Below are 15,068 nucleotides of genomic sequence, written 5' to 3' on the forward strand. Positions count from 1 at the left end.
ACCCCTGGCCCGGATACCACAGGCATGCTCAGCGTGGTCATTTGCCGAAGCCCGCGAAGGCCCGCGGCTGGTTGCGAAGCGCTGCGGCGCGGCAGGCGGTGGTCAGCGGGCGCGGTGGGAGAGGCGTTCGACGTCGAGGATGACCACGGCGCGTTGTTCCAGCCGGATCCAGCCCCGGTGGGCGAAGTCGGCCAACGCCTTGTTGACGGTTTCACGCGAGGCGCCGACCAGTTGGGCGAGCTCTTCCTGGGTCAGGTCATGGTGGACATGCAGGACGCCGTCGGAAGATTTGCCGAACCGGCGCGCGAGATCGAGCAGCGCCTTGGCGACCCGCCCCGGCACGTCGGAGAACACCAGGTCGGCCACCTGGTCGGTGAGCCCACGCAGCCGGGACGCCAGCTGCAGCAGGAGTCCCAGGGCGACCTCGGGACGTCCGGACAACCACTGGCGGAGCTGGTCCTGGCCGAGCGCAAGGAGCAGCGAGTCGGTCACCGCCGTCACCGTCGACGACCGCGGGCCAGGGTCGAACAGGGACAACTCGCCGAACATCTGGCCCGGACCGAGCACCGACAGGAGGTTCTCCCGGCCGTCGGAGGACGTGCGGCCCATCTTGACCTTGCCGTCGATCACGACGTACAGCTCGTCGCCGGCATCGCCCTCCCGGAACAGAGCCTCACCGCGCCGCAGGCGTACCTCGTGCATGGTGGCGCGGAGCGCCGATGCCTCGGCGTCGTCGAGGCCGGCGAACATGGGCGCCTGCCGCAGCACGTCGTTCACTCGCGTGATCCTCCTCCAGGCGTGCGGGGTACGAAGTGCCGTACGCCATCTGCGGAATGTCCGCTCGATCATGCCCGACCACGTGCGGGTCAGCGCATCCCGGCCGGCAGACGGGACGACCGGTACGGACACGCTGGCGGATCTGGTCACCCGGCGCAGCGGCCCCGAACCTGACGGTGGGACCGATCAACCGTGTGATCGGCGCATGATCTCCAGGACACTCCCTAGTCTGCCGCGCCGGGCGACATCGGCGGTAGTGCCGCCACGTAGGCTGTTCCGGGTGACTCCTCCCAGTCCGCCTTCGGGTCGCGCGAGTGGCCGGTCCGCCGAGGTTTCCGCAACCGCAACCACCACTGGCCCGAGCGCTGCCAGCAAGTCGACGCGAACCTCGCCAGGACGTACGAATCCCACCGCCAGGGCGACCACGAAGTTGACGGCCGACGCGGCCAGGGACCCTGCGGCCAGGGCGACCAGGAAGCGGTCCGCCAACGAGTCCGCAGCGAAAGCGAGCGGGAAGTCCGCAGCGAAGGCGAGCGGGAAGACGGCCGAGAAGTCCACCGCCAAGACCGCGAAGAAACCGGAGAGTCGGCTCGCGCTCGTCCGCCGGGCGCGCCGGATCAACAAGGTCCTCGCCGAGACCTATCCCGACGCACACTGCGAGCTCGACTTCGTCAATGCGTACCAACTTCTCGTCGCCACCATCCTGTCCGCCCAGACCACGGACAAGCGGGTCAACATGGTGACGCCCGAACTCTTCGCGAAGTACGCCGAGCCTGCCGATCTCGCGGCAGCCGACCCCGCCGACGTCGAGCGGATCATCGCCTCGACCGGTTTCTTCCGCGCGAAGACGAAGTCGATCATCGGGATGGCCAAGGCGCTGTGTGAACGGTTCAGCTGTGAGGTCCCGGCCAAGCTCGAGGACCTCGTCACGTTGCCCGGTGTCGGCCGTAAGACCGCGAATGTCGTTCTGGGCAACGCGTTCGACGTCCCCGGCATCACCGTCGACACCCACTTCCAGCGACTGACGCGACGGTTCGGATGGACCACGCAGACCGACCCCGTGAAGATCGAGACCGAGGTCGCGTCGCTTATCCCGAAGAAGGAGTGGACGGTCCTGTCCCATCGGCTGATCTGGCACGGTCGGCGGATCTGTCACTCGCGCCGTCCCGCGTGTGGTGCGTGCCCGGTGGCGCCGTTGTGCCCGTCGTACGGCGAAGGGCCCACCGACCCCAAGGTCGCGGCGAAGCTGGTCCGCACTCCCGCGGAGGCCCTGGACAGTCGATGAGTGGCCAGGTCGGCGGACGATCCATGATCATGGAGGGAAATCGGTCAATACGCCGACAAATCCTTCCTGATCACGATCATGATCACGGGATGGCGAGGGAGCGGGGTCGAGCTCGACGGGCAGTGGTGCCCGCTCGGGCTTCTGCCCTGATCGCGGTCGCGCTGGCGGCCGTCCTGTTGCTGGCGGCCGGCTGCGCGGGCGCGGACGTGGGCGGAGTGGGGGACCGGACCGCCCCGGAAGACAGGTCGGGACGCTCGTCGGACCCGGCCACCCGCCAGTCACTCGATTCTCCCGACGTGGTGGCACTGCGTACCGATGCCGGCCTCGCGTCGTGTGACGAGCTCACCTCGGCCAAGGCCGACACTCCCCGCGCTGGGCCCAAGGACTCGTCCCGGGCGCCGCTCCCCGACCTCACCCTGCCCTGCCTCGGACCCGGCGGTGACGTCCCGCTGGCGGGGATCACCGGCCGGCCGACCGTGATCAACGTCTGGGCGCAGTGGTGTGGACCGTGCCGGGAGGAGTCTCCGCACTTCCAGACGTTGTACGAACATGCGGATGGACAGCTGACCGTCATGGGCGTCGACTACGACGACCCGCAGCCGGCGCGGGCCCTGGCGTTCGTGGACCAACTCGGGCTTCGCTACCCACAGGCGGCCGATCCCGACAAACGGCTCAGAGCGCCGTTCGGGTTGTTCGCCGGGCTGCCGGCGACCGTCTTCGTCGACGCGGACGGGCGGATCGTGCACGTCGCCCATCGAGCGTACGAATCCGAGCGGTCACTCGCCCGCGACGTTCGTACCCACCTGGGGGTGGAGCTGGAGATGGAGCGGTGAGGTCGCTGCCGGACGACGCCGAACGACCCGGCCGCGCCGACGGCACGGACGAGGAGAGTCCGGGTGCCAGACGCTCCGCCGCCAGCACAGACGGGTTGCCGGCCTGGCTGCGGCCGGTCGCGGACGTCGCGGCCCGGGTCACCCCGGCCGACTTCCGAGGTGCCCTCCCTCCGGACGGTGGCGGGCGTTCCTCCGCCGTCCTGCTGCTCTTTGGCGAGGACGCCGACGGTCGCCCCGAGATCCTGCTGATCGAACGCGCGCACACCCTGCGGTCACACGCCGGACAGCCGGCCTTTCCAGGCGGCGCGATCGACCCCGACGACGATGGCCCCGTCGCCGCGGCGCTCCGCGAAACGGTGGAAGAGACCGGGCTCGACCCCCTGGGCGTCGAGGTGTTCGGTACCCTGCCGGCGCTCTATCTCCCGCCCTCCGGCTATGTCGTCACCCCGGTACTCGGCTGGTGGCATACCCCCTCGCCGGTGCGGGTGGTCGACCCGGAGGAGGTCGCGTCCGTGCACCGAGTCCCACTGGACTCCCTGCTCTCCGCCGCCAATCGGCTGCGGGTCCGGCACCCGTCGGGTTTCGTCGGACCCGCGTTCGCCGTCGCCGGGCTGGTGGTGTGGGGATTCACCGGCGGTGTCCTCGACCGGCTGATCACGCTGGCCGGCTGGGAACGCCCCTGGGACCGGAACCGGGTCGAGGACCTGCCCGTACACCTGGTGAACCTTTCCCGCGCAGGCGTACGAGCAGATGCACAGCGAAACCCCAGGGCAGACACACATTCAGCGGGTACGAATGAACCGCAGGCGCCTCAGGCGAGCACCGGACGAGAGCAAGGGGAAACGTCGTGAACCTCTTCGACGTCGTACTGATCCTGGTGGCGATCGGCTATGCCGTCTCCGGGTTCCGGCAGGGCTTCCTCGTCGGTGGGCTCGGCGTCGCGGGGCTCATCGGCGGTGGCGTGCTCGGCGTGAAAATCGCACCCGTGGTGCTGGCGCAGTACCCCCCGAGCGTCAAGGTGTCGCTCGCCGCCCTGGGCATCGTGCTCGGTGGGGCACTGCTCGGCCAGGCACTGGGCGCGGCCCTGGGCGCGGCGATGCGCGACCGGGTCACGTGGCGACCCGCGCACATGGTCGACTCCACCGGCGGTGCCGTCCTCAGCGTCCTCGCGATGCTGCTGGTGGCGTGGATTCTCGGCTCCGCCGTGGCGGGTGCGCAGTTCGGTGACGTGTCGCGGGTCGTGCGTACGTCCAAGGTGCTGGCCACGGTCGACCAGTTCATGCCACAGGGTGCCGAGGGTGTCCTGCTGGCCTTCAGCCGGGTCGTCGACCCGAGCCTCTTCCCGCGGTATCTCGAACCGTTCGCGCCGGAGCAGATCGCGCCGGCGCGCCCGCCGACGGCCGCGATTCTGCGTGACGCAGACGTCGAACGTGCTGCCGCGAGCGTCGTACGCGTGACGGGGTTGGCACCCAGCTGCTCGCGGTCGCTGGAGGGTTCGGGGTTCGTGTACGGCGCGGCCCGGGTGATGACCAACGCGCACGTCGTCGCCGGGGTGACCGAGCCGAAGGTGCAGACGGCCGAGGGGGATACCTACGATGCCGAGGTCGTGCTCTACGACCCCGACCGCGACGTCGCCGTCCTCGAGGTGCCCGACCTGCCGCTGCGCCCACTGCAACTGGACGACACCGCCGACGCCGGGGACCAGGGGGCCGTGCTTGGCTATCCGGAGAACGGACCGTTCTCGGCCGCTCCGGCCAGGGTGCGTGCCGAGCAGCGCCTGCAGGGTCCGGACATCTACGGCGGCCGTGAAGTCGTCCGTAACGTCTTCTCCCTCTACGCCGAGGTACGCCCCGGCAACTCCGGCGGTCCGCTGGTCTCGCCCGAGGGTACGGTGACCGGCGTCATCTTCGCCGCCTCCGTCGAGGACAACCAGACCGGTTACGCCCTGACCATCGAAGAGGTCATGAGTGACGCTCGGGCCGGTAGGCAGGCCGACGCCCCGGTCTCCACGGGTGGCTGCGCCTGATCCCGCGCGTCCGCGCCGATTGCATGAGGGGCGCCCTGCGCCAGTCGGCGATGCTCAGACGTCGTCCAGCCAGGCGACCAGTTCCTTGGTGAAGGCGTCCGGCGCTTCCTCGTGGGGGAAGTGTCCGACGCCGTCGAGGAGCCGCCAGCGGTAGGGCCCGGCGACGTACTCCGCGGAACCTTCGGCGGTCGCGGGGAGCACCGACGGGTCCAGCATTCCGTGTAGCTGCAGCACCCGCTGGCGTACCGGCTGGCGCATCCGGGCGACGAAGCGCCGCCCGTCGGTACGGAACGCGGCCCGGACGAGCCACCGGTAGTACTCCAGTGCACAGTGCGGAGCCGGCCACAGCTGCATGGCCTTGCGGTAGCGCCGGGCGGTCTCCGCATCGGGAAACACCGACCCGGGCGCGGCCCACCGGCGCAGCAGGGTCTCGACCAGGGCGGCATCATCCGCGACCAGCCGGCGTTCGGGAATGATCGGCGACTGGAACGACACCACGTGCCCCGCGGCACGCAACTGTCGCCCGCCACGGAACGCAGCGGTACGCAGCCGCAGCGGATGCGGCGCCGAGGCAACGGCCAGGCGACTCACCTGGCGAGGGTGCAGCGCGGCCGTCGCCCACGCGACGTACCCGCCCCAGCCGTGTCCGACGAGCACGGCATCGGAATGGCCCAGTGAACGCACCAACCCGGCGACGTCGCCCGCCAGCGTCACCGGGTCGTAGCCACGCGGCGTCTTGTCGCTCCCGCCGTACCCCCGAAGATCCATGGCGACAGCGCGGAAGCCGAGCTCCGACAGCACAGGCAGCTGATGCCGCCAGGCCCACCAGAACTCCGGAAACCCGTGCAGGAACAGAACGAGAGGACCGTCGCCGGCGTCGGCCACATGGAACCGGGCGCCGTTCGCTGCGACCCATCGATGGCTCCACGGGCCGTCGATGTCGACGATCCCGCCAGACTTGGCGGTCATGAGACCCACTGTCCCATAGCGGACAGCACCGCGCGGCTGTTCTCAGACTGGCCCGTGACGGGACTCACTCCGACCGATCTCCGCCTGTGTTGCCGCCTGCGTTGCCGCGGCCGACCATGCCTTTCGCTTCTTCGATCGAGTGGAGGGTGCGCTCAGGTCCTTTTGCCTTACGTACGCTGCGGAGACCGACGAAGGCGATGATTCCCGCCACCAGCAGGTAGACGACCCCGACGATCACGAAGGCCACCGCGGGATGGAAACCGGCGGCGACGAGACCGTAGCCGGCCGCGATCGAGAGCATGAGGAAAGCGACGTACGCAAGGAACCCGGCAGCGCCGAAGAGCCCGGCTCCCTTGGTGGCGGCCCGTGCGCTTTCGCTGAGTTCGGCCTTCGCCAGCGCGATCTCACCGCGTACGAGTGCCGAGAGGTCACGGCTCGCACTCGCGACGAGCTGACCGAGGCTCCGCGCGTCGTCATCCGCCATCGCTCCATCATGCTCCGGAACGGCGCCCAATGGCTGGGTCTCCTGGCGTTCTCGGTCGCGCGCGGAGGCCTGGTCGGACCCGATCGCCTGATCCGGTACGGACGCCTGGTCATATACGGGGGCCTGGTCGATGGGAGCGCCTGCCAGTTCGCCCACGGTGGGCTGTTCGCCCACGGCGGGCTGGCCGGGCACGGACGGTCGAGCGGGCGCGGACGGCTGCTCGGGCACGGACGGCTGCTCGGGGATGGCGGCGCGGCTCGCCTGCCCAGTCGGGTTGCCACGCTCAGCTGGCGTCTCGTCCTGCCCCGACATGATCACTCCTTCCGGCATCGTCCCCGCCGCGTCTCGTACAACCTGCCGTGCCGTGTCTCGTACAACCTGCCGTGCCGTGTCTCGTACGAGCGGGAGACGGGGCGGTCACCCAGAAACCGGCAGGCTGACGCCTCATCCCCGTTCGTACCCACCGCGTCCTGGCCATGCACCCACCGGGCGGTCAGGTTGGTCATCCGGCCGGTGCGTCTCCGGAGGAACTGGAGGTGTCGGCGGCCTGAGACGTCCGTTGCCGGAATCGCAACAAGGCCGCCGCCGCGAGGGCAGCGATCAACGAGGCGAGCAGGACCGCGGCCTTGATCCGCGCCAGTCGAGCCGGCTCGTCCCCGAACGCCAGATCGCTGATCAGCAGGCAGACGGTGAACCCGATGCCGGAGAGGATCCCGACCGCGACGATGTCGCGCCAGGTCAGGTCCGGGCTGAGGTCGGCATGGGTGAGTCGGGCCGTGAGCCAGGCTCCGCCGAAGACACCGACGCACTTCCCGACCACCAGGCCGACGATGACACCCAGTGCGGCCGCGTCGGTGCTCATCGCACCGATCGCACTCGCCGTCACCGGCACCCCGGCTGCCGCCAGCGCGAACACCGGAACGGCCACGCCAGCCGACAGCGGCCGGAGCCGGTGTTCGAGGCGTTCGGCTGGTGAGGACTTCTCCTCCGGGTCGGGTCGCACCCGGGTCAGGAGCCCCATCGCGACGCCCGCAACGGTCGCGTGGATCCCGCTCTGGTAGGTCAACCACCACACGGCGAGGGCGAGCGGTACGTAGACGAGCGGGGTCCGCACCCGGCGATGTTGGAGAACGGCGTAGCCGCCCAACAGCACCACCGCCAGCGCCAGCGCGGCGAGGTCGAGCGACTCGGTGAAGAACACCGCGATGACGGTGATCGCGCCCAGGTCGTCCACCACCGCAAGCGTCAGCAGGAACGCCCGCAGAGCGGGCGGCAGCGCAGAACCCGCGACCGCGAGGACGGCCAGGGCGAACGCGATGTCGGTCGCCATGGGGACTGCCCAGCCGACGGTCGCCTCGACATCACCCAGGCCGAGGACCAGACCGACGTACAGCAGGGCGGGTACGACCATGCCGGCGACTGCGGCGACGAGGGGCACCAGCGCCCGGGAGAGGTGACGCAGCGAGCCGGTGACGAGCTCGCGTTTCAGCTCGAGCCCGGCGACGTAGAAGAAGATCGTGAGCAGCCCGTCGGCCGCCCAACCCTCCAGCGTCAGGGGGCCGACCGAGAAGTGCCGGGCCTGCTCGTAGGTGTCGTGCCAGGGCGAGTTCGCCCACACGAGCGCGATGACCGCGGCGGCGAGCAGGAGGGCGCCGCCGACGGTCTCCTGCCGCAGCGCGTCGAGGAGGAACGGTCGCTCCTCCCGCTGGGGCGCGGCGAACAGGAAGGGACGGCGTGGCCGGGGTCGGCGTGGCATGGGGATGTCCTCGTGGGCGGCGGAGCGGATGTGGTCAGGGGAGTCGTGACTGCGTCGCCGACCAGGCTTCACGGCGCTCCAGGTCCAGGTTACTGATGCACATTCCGCGTCGGAAATCGAAGCGGAACACCCGGTTCTCGCCCGAGGGGACCGTTCGCTCGGGGGGATCGATCGCTGGGGAAGACTGCTCGCGCGGCAGGACTGCTCGTTCGACGACCGATCGCTCGTGGGAACCGATCGCTCGAGGGAACTGCTCGCTCGAGAGAACGCCGTCACGCCCGCGCCGCTGACCGGCGCTGGCGCCGTGCCTCGTAGCACATGATCCCTGCCGCGACTGAGGCGTTGAGGGAACTCGCCGCGCCGGCGATGGGGATGCGCACGACCACATCGCAGGACTCCCGCCACGCCGCACTCATCCCGCGCAGTTCGTTGCCGACGACCAGCAGGCGAGCCCCGGTGAGGTCGGCCGCATCGACGTCGACCTCACCCGACTCGTCCGTCCCCACCACCTGGAGGTCGACACCTCTCGTCGAATGGAGTTCGGCGACCCAGGCCAGCACGTCGCGAGGCGAGCCCTGGCGTACCACCGGCAGGGCGAACAGTGAGCCGGTGCTCGCCCGCACCGCCCGCGGGTCGTACACGTCGGCCGCGTGTCCGGTGACGATCACCCCGCACGCACCGAACGCGTCGGCCGAGCGGACGAGGGTCCCGATGTTGCCCGGGTTGGCCGGCCGGTCGAACAGCAGCACGAGACCGTCCGGTGGTACGACGATGCGGTCCAGCCGGTCCGGTGGCATCTCGGCGACCGCGATCAGTTCGGGCGCGCCGTCGGCCTTGTCGCCGAGCTCGGCCAGGAGCGGAGGGGCGACGTCGACGACCTGGGCGGCGTGCTGCCCGCCCGTCGCCCGCGCGATCAGGTCCGTCGCCCACGCCGACAGGGGAGTGTCGGTGGGGCGGAGGAGTGCCCGGAGCGGCCAGCCGTGGTCGACGGCCAAGGTGATCGGTCGTACGCCGTGGACGAGGAACTCGCCGGCCTGGTGCCGCTTCGTACGGTTGTCCAGCAGCGCCTGCCACTGCTGGAACCGCGCGTTGCGCGTGCCGATCCGGCGCTCCCTCGCGGGGGAGCTCGACCTTCCTGCCTTGCGTGACACGGTTCCCGATGCTGGCACACGTCGCCCCCGGTGCGCCGAGCGGGAGTGACTCGTCAGAGATCTTCACAGACTGGGCCATATCGACCGAAACCGGCAAAGTAGGTGTGTCGGCCGGCTGCCGGCGATCGCGCACCGCGGCTGTTTCCACTGATGACGTCCAGGTGAATTCCTCCACCGTCGTACGGACGAACCCCCTCCACCACGGTCGTGAAGCCCGTTCGCAGCGTGCTCGTAACCCGCTCCATGGGATGCATCCGCCCCCTGGTGGGTCCATGGCTTGGGTGGCTAAGATCGCACGCACGCCGCCGCGGCCCACGTCGGGCAACCCGCGAGCAGGCGTGTCAGATGCTCGCAACCATAGGAGTTGGTGGTGTTGCACTCACGGTCATTCGCGAGAGTGCTGACCAACCCACCTGGTAACGCGAAGGCCGGTGCCGCACACGATCGTGTGACGGCTTCGATGTCATTCGTCCGCGAGTAGCTGTGTCCCATTGTCGCCGCCGCACCATAGAGGACGAGAGCACATGAGTGACACAACCACCGGCGCCTTCCGATTGGTGCGTCGGGGCTATGAGCCATCCCAGGTCGACCACCGCATCAGGCATCTCAACGAGGCTGTGGACGCCTCCCGCCGTCAGTCGGTTGAGCTGGCCAGGCGGGTGGAGGAACTGGAAGCCAAGGCGTCCAGCCGAAGCGACGACTCGAAGGGGTCGGAGCCGTCGTTCGCCGAGTTCGGCGAGCGGATCGGCCGCATCCTCGCACTGGCCGAGGAGGAGGCAGCCGACCTGCGTTCGGTTGCGGCCGCCCAGGCCGACGAGGTACGCCAGGAAGCCCAGCAGGCCGCCATCGAGATCCGCAAGGAAGCAGAGCGTTACGCGGGCGAGAAGCGCAAGGAAGCCACCGGCGAGGCCGAGGAGATCGTCGGCGAGGCCAGGGACCGGGCGGGCGAGATCGTCGACGCCGCCGAGCACGACGCGGTGGCGCGCCGCGAGGAGGGCGAGGCCGTCTTCGAGCAGCAGCGGGCGAAGGCCGCCCAGGCCGCCGCCGACCTGGAGAAGACCCTGGCGCAGCGCCGGGAGCGTGCCGAGCAGGACCTCGTCGAGCGCACAGCAGCCGCCGAGCAGCACCTGGCCGCGGTGCTCGAACGCTCCGAGCAGACCCACGCCGAAGCCGAGCGTACGCACGCCGAGGCGATGCAGAAGGCCGAGCGCGCCGTCGACGACGCCCAGCGCAAGGCGCACGAGATCGTGTCCGAGGCAAAGACCCGGGCCGACCGGATCCGCAGCGAGTCCGACCGCGAGCTCAAGGCGCTCACCCAGCGGCGCGACAGCATCAACGCGCAGCTGTCCAACGTGCGCCAGATGCTCGCCACGCTGTCCGGCACGGACCCGTCGGCCCTGCTCGGTGCCGCCGGCGCCGGACTGGGTGGTGACCAGCAGCCGGTCAAGAAGGGTTCCTGACCCCGCCCGAGCGCGGGTGTCGGGCATAGTCTCGGGCAACTGAGCGTTGCCCTCGTGTGGGCTCCGGTTCGCCGACCCGCACGAGAACGGTGTGCGGCCGGGGGTACCTGCCAGGACGATCCGTCCGAACCAGGTGCCTCCGGCCCGTTGTTTGTTGCCAACGGCCAGGCGTCGGTTGGCCCGAGACCTGTCGAGGTGGACATGGCGTACCTGCTGTCGGTCAATGTCGGGAAGTCGCGTCCCAACCCACACAAGGACGTCGGCGTCACCGGCATCGACAAGCGGCCCAGCGACCAGCCGGTCGAGGTGCGCGCGCCGGGGCCGAAGGGCGGCGGGCTCGGCAGCGGGCTCGTCGGTGACTTCATCGCCGACCGGAAGAATCACGGCGGCGACGACCAGGCGGTCTATGCCTACGCCCGGGAGGACCTTGACGCCTGGGCGGCGGAGCTGGGGCGGCCGCTCTCCAACGGTTCGTTCGGCGAGAACCTCACCACCACCGGGCTGGACGTCACCGGCGCCCGGATCGGCGAGCGGTGGCAGGTGGGCTCCGAAGTCGTGCTGGAGGTGGCGGTCCCGCGGATCCCGTGCGCGACGTTCGTCGGCTGGCTGGGGGAGCGCGGGTGGATCAAGACCTTCACCCAGCGCGCGATTCCTGGTGCCTATCTCCGGGTGGTCTCGCCGGGTCGTGTCGGACCGGGTGACGAGGTGGCCGTGGTCGAACGACCCTCGCACGACGTCACCATCGGCCTGGTCTTCAGGGCGTTGACCCTCGAGTCGGAGTTGCTGGCGAAGCTGCTGGTGGCGGAGGCACTTCCGGAGGATGTCCGGGACCGCGCCCGCCGCCGGTTGCCGTTCGCTCTCGACGACTGACGCGCATCGCTTGTGCGAGCGGTGCCCCAGCGGCGCGCCGCTCCACGCCGCGTCGTACACGGCCGAGAGGCCGTGAGCATTTCACAACCGTCGCGGAACGGTTGTGATATTTGTGCGCAACACCCGCCCTCCACGGTTGATGCCGTCGTCAATCGTTGGAGGGGTGGATGAAAACAGGCGGGACGCGACGCGACTTCCTGAAGGCCGTCGGTGTGGCTGGGGGAGCAGGCGTTCTGTACGAAACGATGGGCGCGCTCGGTCTGGCGCCCACGCCGGCACAGGCGGCGGTTCAGGACTTCGCACCTCCGCGTGCGGCAGACCTCAAGGTCAGCGGCCGAGGCGCACCGAAGGTCCTGGTCCTTGGGGCCGGCATCGCCGGTCTCACGACGGCGTACGAACTCGGCAAGGCTGGCTACGCCTGTCGGGTCCTGGAAGCCAAGGGTCGCCCGGGTGGTCGCAACTGGACGGTGCGTGGTGGCACCGAGTTGCGCGATCTCGACGGGCAGGTGCAGCGGGCCAGCTTCTCCAAAGGCGAGTACATGAACGCCGGCCCGGCGAGGATCGCGCAGTCGATGGTGACGCTGGACTACTGCCGCGAACTCGGAGTCGCCCTGGAGCCGTTCGTCAACCAGAACGCGGATGCGTACATCCACCACGACAACGCGGGCGCGCTCAGTGGGAAGTCGACCCGCTGGCGCACCGCGAAGGCGGACGTGTACGGCTACGTCTCGGAGCTTCTCGCCAAGGCCACCGACCGCGGTGCGCTCGACGCCGAGCTGAGTTCGCAGGACAAGGAGCGGGTGCTTGCCTTCCTGCGGGACTTCGGTGCGATCGGCGGCAAGGACCAGAACTTCGCCTACACAGGGACAAGCCGGCGCGGCTACACCGTCGAGCCGGGCGCGGGTGACGAGGCGGGCGCCGTTCTCGGTCCTCCGCCGTCGATGACGGACGTGTTCGCGAGCCTGTACGGCAGGAGGTTCTCGTTCGAGTTCGGCTACGACCAGGCGATGATGATGCTGCAGCCAGTGGGCGGCATGGACCGGATCGCGTACGCACTGGCCGAGGCGGTCGGCAGCGAGCGGATCTCCTACCGCTGCGAGGTGAAGCGCATCACCGACCTCGCCGAGGGTGTCGAGGTGACCTACACCGATGCGGGCGGGCGGGAACGCGTCGAGCGGGCGGACTACTGCGTGGCGACACTCCAGCCGATGGTCTTGGCGAAGATCCCGCACAACCTGGGCGCCGATGTCAAGGCGGCCTTGACATATCCCGTCGCGAGCCCGGTCGGCAAGATGGGTCTGGAGTACACCAGCCGGTGGTGGGAGGAGCGCGACCGCATCTACGGCGGGATCACGCCGACGGACCTCGACGTCGCCCAGATCTGGTACCCGTCGTACGGCTTCCACAGCAAGCGCGGGACCCTCATCGGCTACTACCACTTCGGTGCCAACGCGACGGCGTACGGCCAGCTCACGCCGGCGCAACGCGCCGAGCGCGCGGTCGCTGCCGGAGTGAAGATCCACGGTGAGGTCTATCGCTCGAAGCTGGCCTCGACCTTCTCGGTGGCCTGGCACCGCACACCGCACATCGAGGGCGGGTGGGTGTCGTGGCCGTCCCGCACCAGTGGGGAGTACGCCCTGCTCAACAAGCCGGCTGGACACGTCTACTTCGCCGGCGACTGGCTGAGCTACTTCATCGCCTGGCAGTCGGGCGCTTTCGACTCCGCGCGCAAGGTCGTGACCGAGCTGCACGAGAGGGTGATGGCGGCATGAGGCGAGGAGACGAACGCGACCGGGTCTCGGCGGGTTGGACCGTCCGGCGGGCGGCTGGGATGCGGCGAGCCGCTGGAATGCGGCGGGCGGCTGGAATGCGGCGGGTGCTGGCGGCCGCATGCGTCGGGGTGGCGGTGCTCGGGACGGCGACAGCGGCTTCCGCCGGCGGTGTGATGCCGCGGCCGAAGGAGGTCCGCGTCATGCTGCCGCCGGACAACTCCAACCCCGCGATCGCGAACGGCGTCGCCACCGGTTCGGAGGTGGCGCTCTACACCTCCAGCGGGCTGGGCCCCGCGCAGGCGAATCCTTCGGCGCCTGCCGGATCGCCGGAGCGGTGTACGGATCCGTCGCTGTTTCCAGGCGGCACCTGGCCCGAGGGCGTCACTGTGACCGAGGCGCAGGCGCTCAGTGTCCTGTCGCGCATCACCGAGAACCTCGCCGCGGCCGGACTGACGGTCGACGACGTGATCACGATGAAGGCGTACCTCATGCGACCGGCGGGCGCCTCGGCGGCCGACTATGCGGGCTGGAACCGGGCGTACCGACAGTTCTTCGCCAACATCGACCTGGCGACCGGGCAGGTCGTTCCTGTCCCGTTCGGCACCGGCGAACCTGGACCACCGCTCGTTGCCACGAAGGCGCGTCCGGCGCGGGCGACGACCGAGGTGGCCGGCCTCGCCGTGGGCTGCTGGCTGGTCGAGGTCGAGGTGATGGCGGCCTATCGGTCCCGGTGACGTGTCCCCGGCCGGGCCACGCCTTGTGGCCCGGCCGAGGCGGTCAGGTGATGTCGAGGACGGCCTTGCCGGCGACCCGGCGCCCGACGAGTGCGTCGGCAGCCTCCTCGGCTCGCTCCCAGCTGCCGCGCCAGCCGATCTGCGGATCCAGCTTGTCGGCCGCGAGCAGGCCGACGAGATAGCCGAGGTCGCCGGCGAGATGGCCTCCCATCGTGAACGCCTCGATGCTGCGACGGATCCCGACCGTGGCGTACGGCGCGAAGACGGTCGGTTCGTTGGCGGTGCCGCCGATGGACTGGAGTGAGCCGTTCTCGGCGAGGAGGGCGAACGCGTCGGCCAGCTGCTGGCCGCCCACGTTGTCGATGACACCGCGTACCGGCTGGTCGATGCCGCCCAGGCCGACGACGACCTGCGCGGCACCGATCTCGGCCAGCCCGGTGCCGCGCTCGGGGCGGCCGACGCTCGCGATCACCTGGGCGCCGGCGATGGCCGCCAGCTGGACGGCGAACCTGCCGACACCACCGGACGCGCCGGTGACGAGGATGCGTTCGCCGGCGATGAAACCGAACCTGCGCAGTGCCCGCAGTGCCGTCACCCCCGCGACCGGAAGCGCGCTCGCCGCGCCGAGGTCGACGCCGTCCGGTACGACCGCCATCTCCGCCGTGTCCGCCGCACGGAACTCCGCCCAGGCGCCCTGCCCGCCGAACGTCACGACGCGGGACCCTTCGGCCGGACCGGATCCGTCGCTCGCGGCCCGAACCACCGTGCCGGCGCAGTCCCAGCCGAGGACCGTGCCCGGGATCTGGTGCATGGCGCCGCTCAGCTCGCCGTAGTTGAGGGACGTCGCGGCAACCTTGACGAGGGCCTGCCCCGGCGCGGGGACAGGTTCGGGTGCCTCGGCGAGGCGGAGACCATGTGGTGCGGAGGGATCGGCGACAAGTGCACGCATCA

The 15,068-nt window shown here is 70.2% G+C and carries 14 protein-coding genes; 8 read left to right on the top strand and 6 right to left on the bottom strand.

Going from position 1 to position 15,068, the window contains the following annotated elements:
• Positions 1-102: 102 nt before the first annotated feature.
• Positions 103-750: a Crp/Fnr family transcriptional regulator gene (locus ABN028_RS15640; RefSeq protein ID WP_502877524.1), complete on the bottom strand. Its 648-nt coding sequence runs from the start codon at positions 748-750 to the stop codon at positions 103-105.
• A 643-nt stretch (positions 751-1,393) separates the two neighbouring features.
• Between ABN028_RS15640 and nth the strand changes: the two genes are divergently transcribed.
• The 4 genes from nth to ABN028_RS15660 all read left to right on the top strand — a co-directional run bounded on the left by nth (position 1,394) and on the right by ABN028_RS15660 (position 4,921).
• Positions 1,394-2,062 (top strand): endonuclease III, encoded by a 669-nt coding sequence (nth, locus tag ABN028_RS15645; RefSeq protein ID WP_349697129.1) that lies wholly within the window; start codon positions 1,394-1,396, stop codon positions 2,060-2,062.
• 89 nt (positions 2,063-2,151) lie between these two features.
• Complete coding sequence (locus ABN028_RS15650) at positions 2,152-2,895, top strand: TlpA family protein disulfide reductase (protein WP_349697068.1); 744 nt, start codon at positions 2,152-2,154, stop codon at positions 2,893-2,895.
• Positions 2,892-3,746 (top strand): NUDIX hydrolase, encoded by an 855-nt coding sequence (locus tag ABN028_RS15655; RefSeq protein ID WP_349697069.1) that lies wholly within the window; start codon positions 2,892-2,894, stop codon positions 3,744-3,746. The genes ABN028_RS15650 and ABN028_RS15655 overlap by 4 nt, the downstream gene beginning before the upstream one ends.
• Positions 3,743-4,921 carry a MarP family serine protease gene (locus tag ABN028_RS15660; protein ID WP_349325717.1) on the top strand — a complete coding sequence of 393 codons (1,179 nt, stop codon included), beginning with the start codon at positions 3,743-3,745 and terminating at the stop codon, positions 4,919-4,921. The genes ABN028_RS15655 and ABN028_RS15660 overlap by 4 nt, the downstream gene beginning before the upstream one ends.
• A 54-nt stretch (positions 4,922-4,975) precedes the next feature.
• On the opposite strand, the gene ABN028_RS15665 is transcribed toward ABN028_RS15660, so the two are convergent.
• From ABN028_RS15665 to ABN028_RS15680, 4 genes are all read right to left on the bottom strand, one after another.
• Positions 4,976-5,890 (bottom strand): alpha/beta fold hydrolase, encoded by a 915-nt coding sequence (locus ABN028_RS15665; RefSeq protein ID WP_349697070.1) that lies wholly within the window; start codon positions 5,888-5,890, stop codon positions 4,976-4,978.
• Between the two features lie 64 nt (positions 5,891-5,954).
• The gene (locus ABN028_RS15670) at positions 5,955-6,686 is read right to left on the bottom strand and encodes a phage holin family protein (RefSeq protein WP_349697071.1); all 732 of its coding nucleotides are present in this window, start codon (positions 6,684-6,686) and stop codon (positions 5,955-5,957) included.
• A gap of 190 nt (positions 6,687-6,876) precedes the next feature.
• The gene (gene nhaA, locus ABN028_RS15675; protein WP_349697072.1) at positions 6,877-8,130 is read right to left on the bottom strand and encodes a Na+/H+ antiporter NhaA; all 1,254 of its coding nucleotides are present in this window, start codon (positions 8,128-8,130) and stop codon (positions 6,877-6,879) included.
• Between the two features lie 272 nt (positions 8,131-8,402).
• The gene (locus ABN028_RS15680; RefSeq protein WP_349697073.1) at positions 8,403-9,281 is read right to left on the bottom strand and encodes a TrmH family RNA methyltransferase; all 879 of its coding nucleotides are present in this window, start codon (positions 9,279-9,281) and stop codon (positions 8,403-8,405) included.
• A 524-nt stretch (positions 9,282-9,805) separates the two neighbouring features.
• Here ABN028_RS15680 and ABN028_RS15685 point away from each other — a divergent pair.
• From ABN028_RS15685 to ABN028_RS15700, 4 genes are all read left to right on the top strand, one after another.
• Positions 9,806-10,741, top strand: a complete 936-nt coding sequence (locus ABN028_RS15685) for a coiled-coil domain-containing protein (protein ID WP_349325712.1) — start codon at positions 9,806-9,808, stop codon at positions 10,739-10,741.
• A gap of 201 nt (positions 10,742-10,942) precedes the next feature.
• Positions 10,943-11,611 carry an MOSC domain-containing protein gene (locus ABN028_RS15690; RefSeq protein WP_349325711.1) on the top strand — a complete coding sequence of 223 codons (669 nt, stop codon included), beginning with the start codon at positions 10,943-10,945 and terminating at the stop codon, positions 11,609-11,611.
• A 167-nt stretch (positions 11,612-11,778) separates the two neighbouring features.
• On the top strand, positions 11,779-13,383 hold the full coding sequence (locus ABN028_RS15695) for a flavin monoamine oxidase family protein (protein ID WP_349697074.1): 1,605 nt from the start codon (positions 11,779-11,781) through the stop codon (positions 13,381-13,383).
• Positions 13,380-14,117, top strand: a complete 738-nt coding sequence (locus tag ABN028_RS15700) for a Rid family hydrolase (RefSeq protein ID WP_349697075.1) — start codon at positions 13,380-13,382, stop codon at positions 14,115-14,117. The genes ABN028_RS15695 and ABN028_RS15700 overlap by 4 nt, the downstream gene beginning before the upstream one ends.
• Before the next feature lie 43 nt (positions 14,118-14,160).
• Here the strand turns inward: ABN028_RS15700 and ABN028_RS15705 are convergent, their stop codons facing one another.
• Complete coding sequence (locus ABN028_RS15705) at positions 14,161-15,066, bottom strand: zinc-binding dehydrogenase (RefSeq protein WP_349325708.1); 906 nt, start codon at positions 15,064-15,066, stop codon at positions 14,161-14,163.
• Positions 15,067-15,068: the final 2 nt, after the last annotated feature.

Source organism: Actinopolymorpha sp. B17G11 (assembly GCF_040196095.1).
Classification (GTDB): Bacteria; Actinomycetota; Actinomycetes; order Propionibacteriales; family Actinopolymorphaceae; genus Thermasporomyces.